The sequence below is a fragment of the Vibrio sp. 1CM2L genome (assembly GCF_023161695.1).
Classification (GTDB): Bacteria; Pseudomonadota; Gammaproteobacteria; order Enterobacterales; family Vibrionaceae; genus Vibrio; species Vibrio coralliirubri.
The window spans coordinates 152,818-164,917 of sequence record NZ_JALNTT010000009.1 but is presented as its reverse complement, the minus strand read 5'-3'; the positions used below and the strand labels follow the sequence as shown (position 1 = coordinate 164,917).

At 43.8% G+C, this 12,100-nt stretch carries 13 protein-coding genes; 4 read left to right on the top strand and 9 right to left on the bottom strand.

Features of this window, described 5'->3' with window-relative positions:
- Nucleotides 1-81: 81 nt before the first annotated feature.
- Nucleotides 82-1,320: a response regulator gene (locus MSG34_RS22180; RefSeq protein WP_248339424.1), complete on the top strand. Its 1,239-nt coding sequence runs from the start codon at nucleotides 82-84 to the stop codon at nucleotides 1,318-1,320.
- A gap of 135 nt (nucleotides 1,321-1,455) precedes the next feature.
- On the opposite strand, the gene nqrM is transcribed toward MSG34_RS22180, so the two are convergent.
- The 9 genes from nqrM to bolA form a co-directional block, all read right to left on the bottom strand.
- Nucleotides 1,456-1,710: a (Na+)-NQR maturation NqrM gene (gene nqrM / locus MSG34_RS22175; protein WP_009848378.1), complete on the bottom strand. Its 255-nt coding sequence runs from the start codon at nucleotides 1,708-1,710 to the stop codon at nucleotides 1,456-1,458.
- A gap of 16 nt (nucleotides 1,711-1,726) precedes the next feature.
- Nucleotides 1,727-2,731: an FAD:protein FMN transferase gene (locus MSG34_RS22170; RefSeq protein WP_048607978.1), complete on the bottom strand. Its 1,005-nt coding sequence runs from the start codon at nucleotides 2,729-2,731 to the stop codon at nucleotides 1,727-1,729.
- 174 nt (nucleotides 2,732-2,905) lie between these two features.
- Nucleotides 2,906-4,132: an NADH:ubiquinone reductase (Na(+)-transporting) subunit F gene (gene nqrF, locus MSG34_RS22165; protein WP_017631923.1), complete on the bottom strand. Its 1,227-nt coding sequence runs from the start codon at nucleotides 4,130-4,132 to the stop codon at nucleotides 2,906-2,908.
- Nucleotides 4,133-4,161: 29 nt separating this feature from the next.
- Nucleotides 4,162-4,758, bottom strand: a complete 597-nt coding sequence (nqrE, locus tag MSG34_RS22160) for an NADH:ubiquinone reductase (Na(+)-transporting) subunit E (protein ID WP_009848375.1) — start codon at nucleotides 4,756-4,758, stop codon at nucleotides 4,162-4,164.
- 7 nt (nucleotides 4,759-4,765) lie between these two features.
- On the bottom strand, nucleotides 4,766-5,398 hold the full coding sequence (locus MSG34_RS22155; protein WP_008223083.1) for an NADH:ubiquinone reductase (Na(+)-transporting) subunit D: 633 nt from the start codon (nucleotides 5,396-5,398) through the stop codon (nucleotides 4,766-4,768).
- The gene (locus MSG34_RS22150; protein WP_019823841.1) at nucleotides 5,398-6,165 is read right to left on the bottom strand and encodes a Na(+)-translocating NADH-quinone reductase subunit C; all 768 of its coding nucleotides are present in this window, start codon (nucleotides 6,163-6,165) and stop codon (nucleotides 5,398-5,400) included. Before MSG34_RS22150 ends, MSG34_RS22155 begins: the two co-directional genes overlap by 1 nt.
- Complete coding sequence (locus MSG34_RS22145) at nucleotides 6,155-7,399, bottom strand: NADH:ubiquinone reductase (Na(+)-transporting) subunit B (RefSeq protein ID WP_017067139.1); 1,245 nt, start codon at nucleotides 7,397-7,399, stop codon at nucleotides 6,155-6,157. The genes MSG34_RS22150 and MSG34_RS22145 overlap by 11 nt, the downstream gene beginning before the upstream one ends.
- Before the next feature lie 5 nt (nucleotides 7,400-7,404).
- Nucleotides 7,405-8,745 (bottom strand): Na(+)-translocating NADH-quinone reductase subunit A, encoded by a 1,341-nt coding sequence (locus MSG34_RS22140; protein WP_019823845.1) that lies wholly within the window; start codon nucleotides 8,743-8,745, stop codon nucleotides 7,405-7,407.
- 521 nt (nucleotides 8,746-9,266) lie between these two features.
- Nucleotides 9,267-9,575 (bottom strand): transcriptional regulator BolA, encoded by a 309-nt coding sequence (gene bolA, locus MSG34_RS22135; RefSeq protein WP_017064186.1) that lies wholly within the window; start codon nucleotides 9,573-9,575, stop codon nucleotides 9,267-9,269.
- A gap of 174 nt (nucleotides 9,576-9,749) precedes the next feature.
- Between bolA and MSG34_RS22130 the strand changes: the two genes are divergently transcribed.
- From MSG34_RS22130 to MSG34_RS22120, 3 genes are all read left to right on the top strand, one after another.
- Nucleotides 9,750-10,901 carry a methyltransferase gene (locus MSG34_RS22130; protein WP_017068516.1) on the top strand — a complete coding sequence of 384 codons (1,152 nt, stop codon included), beginning with the start codon at nucleotides 9,750-9,752 and terminating at the stop codon, nucleotides 10,899-10,901.
- Between the two features lie 66 nt (nucleotides 10,902-10,967).
- Nucleotides 10,968-11,537: a YajG family lipoprotein gene (locus MSG34_RS22125; protein WP_017631927.1), complete on the top strand. Its 570-nt coding sequence runs from the start codon at nucleotides 10,968-10,970 to the stop codon at nucleotides 11,535-11,537.
- Complete coding sequence (locus MSG34_RS22120) at nucleotides 11,537-12,085, top strand: peptidylprolyl isomerase (RefSeq protein WP_248339423.1); 549 nt, start codon at nucleotides 11,537-11,539, stop codon at nucleotides 12,083-12,085. Before MSG34_RS22125 ends, MSG34_RS22120 begins: the two co-directional genes overlap by 1 nt.
- Nucleotides 12,086-12,100: the final 15 nt, after the last annotated feature.

Genomic DNA, 12,100 nt, shown 5'->3' with positions numbered 1-12,100 from the left:
TAAAGAGGTTTCGCTTCAATAGCCATGAGCTCTTCTGATACTATTGTTAACGAGTATTTAGTCTATAAGTAGGGATCGCTTGTGAGTGAAAAAATACTAGTGGTGGAAGATAGCCGAGCATTTCGCAACTACCTGTACCAACAGCTGAAAAATAGCGGTTATGAGGTAGCAGTTGCTGAATCGATTGCGGAAGCAAAAAACATATTGGAACAAGAGACGGATTTCTTGTGTGCCGTATTGGATTACTGCTTACCTGACGGGCAAGACGGTGAGATCATTGACCTCGTCTTAGGCTACCAACAGAAAATCATTGTTCTGACCGGGATGTTCGACAATCAACTGCGAGAGCAAGTCCTAGCCAAAGGCGTTATTGATTACATACTTAAAGATAGTATGTCATCAGTAAGCTACCTACTCCCTCTAGTTCAAAGAATTTCGAATAATCGCCACCACAAAGCATTGGTTGTCGATGATTCAGCGGTCGTTCGCCGTTACATAGTTCAACTTCTAGAACACCAATACATCCAAACAATCCAAGCCGAAGATGGCGAACAAGCATTAAAGCTTCTTCATAACGACCCCGATATTACATTCGTTGTTACAGACCATGATATGCCTAAGAAAGACGGTATAGCGATGATCCGTGAGATTCGACGCGATCACGACAGAAACCAGTTGGCTATTCTAGGATTATCGGGCAGCGATGATCGCACCATGACAGCTCGATTCCTTAAAGCGGGGGCTAACGATTTCCTTTACAAGCCTTTTAACCAAGAAGAGTTTTTCTGCCGTATCCATCAGCTGCTTGATATGAAAGAAGCGGCTAATGAGCTATTTCGACATGCCAACGAGGATGCTCTTACTGGCTTATGGAATCGCCGCTACCTGTTCAGTCACCCTTGTAAGGGCTGCGATCAACGAAACATCGCGATGATGGACATCGACTTCTTTAAGAAAGTGAATGACACCTTTGGCCACGATGGTGGCGATGCCGTGCTGATCGATGTAGGGAAAATCATCAAAGATCATTTCAAAGACGATGTCGCTGTGCGCTTCGGTGGTGAAGAGTTTTGTATTCAGTCGTGCGGTGCGTTTGAGAGCTTTGTTGACAACTTAGAGTCCATGAGAGAAGCCATTGAAAGCCATGTTGTTGAGCATGACTCTCAAAAAATCAAGGTCAGTATCAGTATCGGCGTAACCGATTTAGACGCCAAGTTAGATGAACAGATCAAAGCCGCTGATGAGCTTCTTTATACGGCAAAAGAGCAAGGTAGAAACCAGCTAGTCTTTGCGCGCAACAGCATGCAAATCGAACAATAGTCATTCGGTTTTGTTTCCATTTTTAGTATGCCAAGATTAATTGCTAGACTTCAAAACTAAAAAAGCTCAAGACGGTAATCTTGAGCTTTTCAATTTAAGGGCATAGATAACTCTACCCCTTATGACTGTCACCAATTAAGCGATACGGTCTTTACTCCAAGCCGCTTCTTTTTGTTGACGCTCAGCCAGCTTCTCTTCACGGTAAGCTTCACGTGCTTCACGCTTCTTACGCGCGTCACAAGGTTCAGGGCAGTTACATACTTTATCAATACCAACAGCACCCAAACCGCCACAGCTACCTTTCACAACTTTCTTTTGGATAATGTAGCCAATTGACATCGCTGCGATTACTGCAAGAAAAACACCAAATGTAATCAGAAATGTATTCATAATTATCTCGCTTACCTTATTTACCTAAGTATGGCTTAAATGCTTCAGAAGCAATTTCTTTAAAGCCATCTGCTGTTTTTACCACCATGAACACTGGGATGTTATGTTGGTTTGCGACTTCCATTCCTTTTTCCTCACCTAAGACCATAAGGCCCGTAGATAAGCCGTCTGCAGTCATTGAAGACGGGTTTAAAACAGTCACAGAAACCACTTTATGATGAAGAGGCTTTCCTGTTTCTGGGTTGATGATGTGTGAGTAACGAACACCATCACGCTCAAAATAGTTGCGGTAGTCACCAGACGTTGCGATCGCCATATCACCAGGTTCGATGATCTCTTGAATGTTGCGTTCGTCAATACTTGGCTTTTCGATGGCAATACGCCAGCCTACACTTTCGCGGTTAAGGCCTTTTAAACGGATTTCACCGCCGACTTCTACCATGTAGTTGTGAATACCAATTGAATCAAGGTAATCAGCAACAACATCAACGCCCCAACCTTTTGCAATGGTTGACAGGTCGACATACAAATTAGGCAAGTCTTTAGTTAGCTTGTTGCCTTCAACGCTCAAGTGGTGAATACCAACCTTAGCTTTACGAGCAGCAAGCTCTTCATCTGATGGAACCACTTCCGGACGCGCTTCAGGACCAAAACCCCAAAGATTAACTAATGGACCAACCGTAACGTCCAACGCACCTTCAGTAAGACCGTTCAAACGAATGGCTTCTTTCACAACGATAGCGGTTTGTTCAGAGACTTCGAATGCGTCAGCGCCTTTGTGTTGGTTGAAACGGCTCAGCTCTGAATCTTCACGGTAAGTCGACATTTGATCATTCACTTCTTCAAGTAGACGATCGATCTCTGTATGAACTTCATTAGACTCGGGAAATTCATCACCATTGATGTATTTAATATTGTAACTGGTGCCCATAGTCGGGCCACTTAAATGCACTTGCTCTCTTGCCTGCTCACAGCCCGCAAGAAAAATCAAAGAAGTTAATGCAACAAGCCAAATTCTCACTTGCTTACTCCTGTCTAATGTTGAGGATTTATATAAGGAAAAATAAGAGTAAAAAATAGGTATTTTGAATGCCTTACTCTTTCTTATATAAGCCAGTATGTTGTCAAAAATAGTCTTAGAAAAACAAATGGCTGACTCGTGAGAGTCAGCCATAATATCAATCACTTAAATGGATTAACCACCGAAGTCATCTAGTAGGATGTTTTCATCTTCTACACCAAGATCTTTCAGCATGCCGATAACAGCCGCGTTCATCATTGGTGGACCACACATGTAGTACTCACAGTCTTCAGGAGCTTCGTGATCCTTCAGGTAGTTTTCGTACAATACGTTGTGGATGAAACCTGTGTAACCGTCCCAGTTGTCCTCTGGTTGAGGATCAGACAGAGCACAGTGCCACACGAAGTTCTCGTTTGCAGCCGCTAGGCCATCGAAGTCTTCAATGTAGAACATCTCACGCTTAGAACGTGCACCGTACCAGTAAGACATCTTACGAGTAGAGTTAAGACGCTTAAGTTGGTCGAAGATATGTGAACGCATTGGCGCCATACCTGCACCACCACCGATGAATACCATTTCATTGTCTGTGTCTTTAGCAAAGAACTCACCAAATGGACCAGAAATAGTACATTTGTCGCCTTCTTTAAGAGACCAGATGTATGAAGACATCACACCAGGAGCTACGTCAGGGTTGTTTGGCGGCGGAGTTGCGATACGCACGTTAAGCTTGATGATGCCTTTCTCTTCTGGGTATGAAGCCATTGAGTAAGCACGGATCGAATGCTCTTTAACGATAGACTCGTAACGGAACAAGTTGAACTTATCCCAGTCACCACGGTATTCCTCAGGAATATCGTAATCTGCGTATTTCACGTGATGTGGTTCAGCTTCAATCTGAATGTAACCACCCGCGCGGAACGGAACTTCTTCACCTTCAGGGATCGCTAGAGCAAGTTCTTTGATGAAAGTAGCTTCGTTGTTATTCGAGATAACAGTACATTCCCACTTTTTAACACCAAAGATATCTTCGTCTAGTTCAATCTCCATGTCAGTTTTCATAGCAACTTGACATGCAAGACGTTCGCCTTCGCGAGCTTCACCTTTTGTGATGTGATCAAGTTCAGTTGGAAGGATGTCGCCACCACCAGACTTAACTTTTACACGACACTGACCACAAGAGCCACCGCCACCACAAGCAGAAGATACGAAGATACCAGCGCCAGCTAGGGCACCAAGTAGCTTGCTACCAGGTTGAGTAACGATCGCCTTTTCAGGGTCGCCGTTTACAGCAATAGTGATGTCACCTGATGGTACTAGCTTAGACTTAGCGAAAAGAATCACTAGTACTAGAGCCAATACAATAATGGTAAACATCGCTACGCCAAGAATAATGCTTTGCATTTGTTATTCCTTATTACTGGGTGCTTACCCTACAGTTGAACACCAGAGAAAGACATAAAGCCTAACGCCATCAGACCAACAGTAATGAACGTGATACCAAGGCCACGAAGACCTGGAGGTACGTCAGAGTACTTCATCTTCTCACGGATACCCGCAAGAGCAACGATAGCTAACATCCAACCCACACCAGAACCGAAGCCGTAAACAACAGATTCAGCAAAGTTGTAGTCACGAGTTACCATGAAAGATACACCACCAAAGATTGCACAGTTAACTGTGATCAGTGGAAGGAAGATACCTAGTGCGTTGTACAAAGGTGGGAAGAAACGGTCTAGAACCATCTCTAGGATTTGTACAAGTGCCGCGATAACACCGATGAATGCGATGAAGTTAAGGAAACTTAAATCGACACCTTCAACAAGCGCGTTTTCTTTCAGGATGTGTGTGTAAACAAGGTTGTTTACAGGAACAGCGATTGTAAGTACTACAACTACCGCAACACCAAGACCAAAAGAAGTTTTAACTTTCTTAGATACCGCTAGGAATGTACACATACCTAGGAAGAAAGAAAGCGCCATGTTTTCGATGAAAATCGATTTAACTAGCAGACTAATATAATGTTCCATGACTACCTTACCCCTTCGCTTCTACTTGTTCTGGTTTGAACACACGAATTGCCCAAATCAAGAAACCAATTAGGAAGAATGCAGAAGGTGCTAGAAGCATCAAGCCGTTTGGCTGATACCAACCACCGTTGCTCACTAGAGGTAGTACTTCCATACCAAATAGTTTGCCAGAGCCTAGAAGCTCACGGAAGAAACCAACAGTGATAAGAACGAAACCGTAACCAAGACCGTTACCAAGACCATCGATTAGAGATGGGATTGGCGCAGACTTCATTGCGAATGCTTCAGCACGACCCATTACAATACAGTTAGTAATGATTAGGCCTACGAATACAGATAGCTGCTTAGAGATATCGTATAGGTATGCTTTAAGCACTTGGTCTACCACGATTACTAATGATGCGATAATTGCCATCTGAACGATGATACGCACACTGTTAGGAATGTGGTTACGGATCAAAGAAACGAAGAAGTTAGACAGAGCAGTAACGAACATTACCGCGATAGTCATAACAAATGCTGTTTCTAGCTTAGTGGTTACCGCAAGAGCAGAACACACACCAAGAACCTGTAGCGCGATTGGGTTGTTGTCCAACACCGGCGCTAAGATGCTCTTTTTAATTTCTTTTGCACTAGACATTAGTTCAGACCTCCGTCACGAACTTTTGCTAGGAACGGACCAAAGCCCATATCACCTAACCAGAAGTCAAATGTATGTTGAACACCAACGCTAGTCAGTGTTGCACCAGAAAGGCCATCTACACCGTGCTCAGAACCTTGAGGAGCGCCACCTTTAACAACCTGAATAGCAGGTTTGTGGTTTTCGTCGAATAATTTCTTACCAACGAATTGAGCGCGCCAAGTTGGGTTCTCAACTTCACCACCAAGTCCAGGAGTTTCACCTTGCTCGTAGTAAGTGATACCAGAAACTGTGTTGCCATCAGTTTCTACCGCAACGAATGCGTACATCATTGACCATAGACCGTTACCGTGAACAGGGATGATAACTTTAGAAGTTTCAGCGCCATCTTTCACAAGGTATACAGTACCCGTGTTAGCACGACGAAGGATCTTAGCGATGTCATCTTCAGCTGAAAGCTTGATTGACTGAGCTGGATCTTTTGCCGCTTTACGTTGGTCGTATGCAGCAGCATCGCCGTCAACGAAATCGCCAGTAGCGAAATCAACTAGACGAGGTTCAATGTTCTCTGCGTACAGTTCAGGGATATTACCCGCAAGTTCAATGCCCGCAACTTCAAGGATCTTAGTTTGCTGATCCAGAACTGCGTTAGCTTGTTGCTTAGGTTTAAGAACAACTGCAGCTGTTGAAACGATGATTGAGCACACTAGGCTCAATGCGATAACAACAAACAGCGTCTTTTTAATGCTATCGTTATTACTTGCCATAGCGCGCTAGTCTCCGCTTAATGTTCTTCTCGATTACAACGTGGTCAAACAGAGGAGCAAATAGGTTTGCGAATAGAATCGCAAGCATCATGCCTTCTGGGTATGCAGGGTTAACTACACGAATCATTACACACATTGCGCCGATTAGGATGCCGTACCACCACTTACCTTTGTTGGTAAATGAAGCTGATACTGGGTCAGTCGCCATGAAGAACATACCGAATGCGAAGCCACCTAGAACTAGGTGCCAGTGCCAAGGCATGCTGAACATTGCGTTAGTATCAGAACCGATCACGTTAAACAGCGTAGACACAGCAATCATACCGATCATTACACCAGCAATGATGCGCCATGAAGCGATACGCATGTAAACGATCATCGCTGCACCAATCATAAGTGCTAGAGTCGATACTTCACCGATAGAACCTGGGATGTTACCAATGAATGCGTCCATCCAAGTGATTGCTTCACCAGATGTTACGTTCATTAGTGCGCTACCGCCGCCTTGAGCCCATTGGCTAAGAGCAGTTGCACCAGAGAAACCATCTGCAGCAGTCCAAACTACGTCACCTGAAATCTGTGCAGGATATGCAAAGAATAGGAACGCACGGCCAGCAAGTGCAGGGTTCAGGAAGTTACGACCCGTACCACCGAAGATCTCTTTAGCGACTACAACACCGAAGGTAATACCTAGTGCTGCTTGCCATAGAGGAAGTGTTGGCGGAACGATAAGCGCAAATAAGATAGAAGTAACAAAGAAACCTTCGTTTACTTCGTGCTTACGCACCATACAGAACAGAACTTCCCAGAAACCACCAACGATGAATACCGTTGCGTAGATAGGTAGGAAGTAAGTCGCACCAAGTAGCATCTTACTGCCAACACCTGCATCGGCTCCTAAGGAGGCTCCAAGCATTTCGGTTAGCCAGTAGTGCCAGTTACCACTGATAACAGATGCTAGTTCAGCGCCTGCGTACATATGGTTAAGTGCTGCGATAGCTTGGCCACCCGCGTTGTACATACCCCAGAACATTGCTGGGAATACCGCGAACCAAACCATGATCATGATACGTTTTAAATCAACGCTATCACGAACGTGCGAGCTTTTCTTTGTAATAAGACCTGGCGTGTAGAACACTGTCGCTGCTGCTTCATAAAGCGCAAACCACTTCTCGTGTTTACCACCTGGCTCAAAATGATGCTCGATGTCTTCAAGAAACTTTTTAAGGCCCATGAAAATTACCCTTCCTTCTCAATCGTATCTAGGCATTCACGAAGTAGTTGACCGTACTCGTACTTACCTGGACATACAAAGGTACACAATGCTACATCTTCTTCGTCTAGCTCTAGCGCACCAAGTGCTTGAGCACTATCAATGTCGCCTGCACATAGATCACGAAGCAGCAATGTAGGTTCCATATCTAGAGGCATTACGCGCTCGTAGTTACCAATTGGAACCATTGAGCGGTCACTACCGTTTGTTGTCGTTGTCATGTTGAACAACTGACCTTTAAACAGGTGACCAAGGAATGAACGAGTAACAGAGAACTTGTTCTTACCAGGCATAGCCCAGCCGAATAGCTCTTTATCACGACCTTCACGTAGAACAGAAACTTGCTGATGGTAACGACCAAGGAAAGCATGTGGACCTGTTGCTTCAGTACCCGTAAGTACAGAACCAGAAATCACACGAACTTCGCCTGGCATTAACTCGCTGTCTGTCAACTCTTCAAGGCTAGCACCAATTTGAGTACGAACTAGACGTGGGTTGTTAACCACTGGACCAGCCAGAGAAACAACACGCTCAGAGTAAATCTCACCAGTAAGGAAAAGCTTACCGAATGCGATAACATCTTGGTAGTTAATGCTCCACGCTACATTTTGTGCATTTACCGGATATAGGTAATGCATATGCGTGCCTGCAAGACCTGCAGGGTGTGGGCCATCAAAAACATGTTCTTCAACGTTAGACTGAGCTGAACGAGGTAAGCTAGTACCTTTTTTACAAACGTACACTTTACCGTTAGTCAGAGTTGAAAGAAGATCTAAACCAGCAACGAAAGCATCAGACTGCTCGTTAATGATTAATTCTGGCTCAGCTGCTAGCGGATTAGTATCCATAGCAGTAACGAAAATAGCCTGAGTTTCAGAATCAACTGCTGGAACCTTGCTGAACGGACGAGTTCGCAAAGCGGTCCATGCGCCAGACTCAACTAACTGAGCTTTAACCGTTTCACGGTCAAGACCTACTAGTTGGTTAGCTTCATAGCTATTGAACGTGATTTGCTCATTGCCTGCTACTTCAATCACTACTGATTGAAGAACACGCTTAGCACCACGGTTCACTTCAATAACTTTACCGCTTGCTGGAGAAGTAAATACAACACCTGGGTTCTTTTTATCTGCAAAAAGAACTTGGCCTTTCTTCACTTCATCACCAACGCGAGCATGCATCGTAGGACGCATACCAACGTACTCTTCGCCAAGCAAGGCGACTTTAGTGATGGACTTACCATCATTAATCACCTGGGATGGAGTTCCTGCGATAGGAAGATCCAAACCCTTCTTTATTGTAATCATACGCACTTGCACTACTTTATCGGGAAAAAGATTCTTTTAATTGCGTAAATTCGGGACGTTTTAAAATCGCCCTTAGACACGACATTACAGTGTCCGGTTTTGGTAAATTTGAGATACCAAAATCGCAACATTACATTAATAAACTCATCACAAAGATTATGTGAGATTTATCAGGTGCCGTATTCTAGCATTTTTTGACAACTTGATGCCATGACCAATAACTTGAATACGGCCTTTATTTGGTGAGATTTGAAGCATATGGACTCTCAAATATGTATAAATTTGACGAGCCGCACAGATAAAATGGCTTTTGAAACGTGTTTTAAACAAGAGATTAATACTCTGTCACAAACTATTATTTTAAGATTTATGTTGAAACACTGTTAATAAAAACATTACTCATTGTAGGTATTTTCAGCCGTTCGATTTACCATCAGTTTGAGTGATATAACAACGAAAAACAGATGAGTTTGACGACAAAAAAGGCGACATAGCCACCTCTTCTATATTCGTAAGCTTTCTTACTTACCGCCACCCATGCACATCGGGCTATCTGGCACGTTATCGAGCTGCTTCATCCATTCATCTTTTGTATAAGTGTGAATGGACAATGCGTGAATATTGTTCGCTAACTCTTCTGAAAGTGCTTTATTTACCGCTCGATGACGAGCAATAAGGCGCAATCCTTCAAACACATCACTGACAACAATCACTTTAAAATGACTCTCAGAACCGGCCGGAACATTGTGCATATAGCTCTCATTGACCACGTTTAAATGACTTGGTGAAAACTCATTGTGCAATTTTGTTTCGATAACTTCTTGGATCATTGTGATTCCTTAATAACGTATTGGCATTATCCGTGGGGTGAGTATAAACCCTAACAGGTCGAGTGTCTGAGTATTTGATAGCGAATGGCATAGGTTTGGTTGAGTTTTTTCTATCTTGTTCAGCCTGCATTTGAGACAATATCTTTGTTATTTCTTACATAAGTATCTCAAGCAATGAAAACCGAACTTACCCTTCACGACAGAACTTTGACCTTACATCGTTTCCCGAAACGTTCAAATGAAACCCTTCAAGCTTGGGATGCGGGCGACGAATACCTGATCAGTCATGTCGAAGAGATGAACCTTGAACCTGGCAAACATATCCTGATCATGAACGACAGCTTCGGTGCCCTATCCGCTTGGTTCTCGAAAGATCATGATGTCACTATGATGAGCGACTCATTTATCTCTCACCGTGGCGCACTGAAAAACTTGCAGCGCAATCAAAGTAACCGAGTGAACTTCTTGAACACGATGGATGATATCCCACACGGTATCGATCTTGTGATCATGCAGCTGCCAAAAACAAATCGTCACCTAATCTGGCAATTGAGCCAGCTACGCCAAGCTTTGCCTGAAGGCTGCCAAGTGATCGGCGTCAACAAGGTAAAAGAGATTCACACCTCTACGCTTAACCTGTTCGAAAAATACCTAGGTGAAACCAAAACATCACTAGCGAAGAAAAAACACCGCTTAGTATTCTCATCACCAAACTGCCAGCCGATTCAAACGGTAGAGCCTTTTGTTGAATGGGATGTAGACGGTGAAGATATCCGATTGAAAAATTTACCAAATGTTTACTCAGGGGAAGCACTCGATCAAGGCGCTCGCTATATGCTAGAGCACATCCCTCAAGATCCTGAGCTGCGTCATATCATCGATCTCGGCTGTGGCAACGGTGTATTGAGTGTAAAAGCAGGGCAATTGAACCCACAAGCTCGTATCACCTGTGTGGATGAAAGCTTTATGGCGGTGGAATCGGCGCGCCAAAACGTCAAGGATAACCTTGGTGAAGAAGGCAACTTCCAGTTCATCGCCAACAACTGTTTAGATGGCTTCAAGAAAAACAGCACCTACTTAGTGATGTGTAATCCTCCATTCCATCAGCAACAAGCGATTACTGATCACATTGCATGGCAAATGTTCTGTGATGCAAAGCATGTTCTAAGCAATGGAGGCAAATTAATTGTTATTGGCAACCGACACCTCGGATACGATGTCAAACTAGCAAGACTATTTGGTGAAGCTAACGTTGAAACGCTTGAACTAAACCAAAAATTTGAGATATTACAAGCAACAAGAGAACCTGCGAATTTTAATAAATAAGCAGAAACGACTTCACAAGAATTTAAGATACCGAGCTTCTGGTGTGAATTTAGAAAGGATAAAGGAATGAAAAAACTGATTTTGGCTGCTTCTATTATGGCTTTGACAGCATGTTCAGCCCCTCAGCAAGAACAGATCAATGTAATGCCAGAAGCTTCACTAAGCTCAAGCAACCTAGTACAAGGCAAAACATACACACTAACAAGTAAAGATGTTCGTGCCGCTCAATACGTTGCATTGGTTGATAGTGGCCGTTCAAATATTCAGCCAATTCACGCTAAGCAGAACATGCGCATTTCTCTAGAGAACGCTGTAGCACAACAGTTAGAGTCTCAAGGTTACCGCGCAAGCGTAAACAGCGAAAACTCGATTGTTTTAGAGATTCAAGAAGCGCTTGTTACCGTAGAACACACCATTATGGAAAACCAAATGGACGGTAAGGTAACACTTGAAGTAACGGCTGAAACTCCGGAAGGTAAGCTCGTTAAAACATTCAACGGTACTGCTACTCGCACAGGTGCATTAAGCGCTTCAAACGACGATATCGCGATGGTGCTTAACGATGTAATCAACTTGGTATTGAAAGAAATTGCCAATGACCAAGAGCTACAAACTTACATGAAGGAACGTTTCTAATGGGTCGCATTCTATCTTCTATTGCATTAATGCTGGTGAGCGTGAGCGTTTGGGCTGGTCCTAAAGTGAACGTAGAAACAACATTAGGCGGCTTCACTATCGAGCTTAACCAAGAACAAGCACCAGTGAGTGCTGAGAACTTTCTAAAATACGTGGCAGACGGCAGCTACGAAGGTACTATCTTCCACCGTGTTATTCCTGGTTTCATGGCGCAAGGTGGCGGCTTCGATCAAGACATGAATCAGCAAGCGACTTATGCACCTATCAAGAATGAAGGCAGCAATGGCTTGAAGAACGATACAGCAACAATCGCTATGGCTCGTACTAATGCGCCAGATTCTGCAACTCGTCAGTTCTTCATTAACTTCTCTGATAATGATTTCTTGAACGCAAAAGGTGGTAACCCAGGCTACGCTGTATTCGGCAAAGTAACTGAAGGTTTTGATGTTGTTCAAAAGATGGCAACGATTCCAACCAAGCGAATGGGCCGCATGTCAGACATCCCAGTCGACCCAATCGTCATCACTAAAGTGACCCTTCTTAAGTAATCCAATGTAACGCCC

Bases quoted from the DNA above. Each gene is read 5' to 3' on its own strand.
- nqrM (WP_009848378.1), bottom strand. From the start codon at position 1,710: ATGAATACATTTCTGATTACATTTGGTGTTTTTCTTGCAGTAATCGCA.
- nqrF (WP_017631923.1), bottom strand. From the start codon at position 4,132: ATGCAAAGCATTATTCTTGGCGTAGCGATGTTTACCATTATTGTATTG.
- nqrE (WP_009848375.1), bottom strand. From the start codon at position 4,758: ATGGAACATTATATTAGTCTGCTAGTTAAATCGATTTTCATCGAAAAC.
- MSG34_RS22155 (WP_008223083.1), bottom strand. From the start codon at position 5,398: ATGTCTAGTGCAAAAGAAATTAAAAAGAGCATCTTAGCGCCGGTGTTG.
- MSG34_RS22150 (WP_019823841.1), bottom strand. From the start codon at position 6,165: ATGGCAAGTAATAACGATAGCATTAAAAAGACGCTGTTTGTTGTTATC.
- MSG34_RS22145 (WP_017067139.1), bottom strand. From the start codon at position 7,399: ATGGGCCTTAAAAAGTTTCTTGAAGACATCGAGCATCATTTTGAGCCA.
- MSG34_RS22140 (WP_019823845.1), bottom strand. From the start codon at position 8,745: ATGATTACAATAAAGAAGGGTTTGGATCTTCCTATCGCAGGAACTCCA.
- bolA (WP_017064186.1), bottom strand. From the start codon at position 9,575: ATGATCCAAGAAGTTATCGAAACAAAATTGCACAATGAGTTTTCACCA.
- MSG34_RS22130 (WP_017068516.1), top strand. From the start codon at position 9,750: ATGAAAACCGAACTTACCCTTCACGACAGAACTTTGACCTTACATCGT.
- MSG34_RS22125 (WP_017631927.1), top strand. From the start codon at position 10,968: ATGAAAAAACTGATTTTGGCTGCTTCTATTATGGCTTTGACAGCATGT.
- MSG34_RS22120 (WP_248339423.1), top strand. From the start codon at position 11,537: ATGGGTCGCATTCTATCTTCTATTGCATTAATGCTGGTGAGCGTGAGC.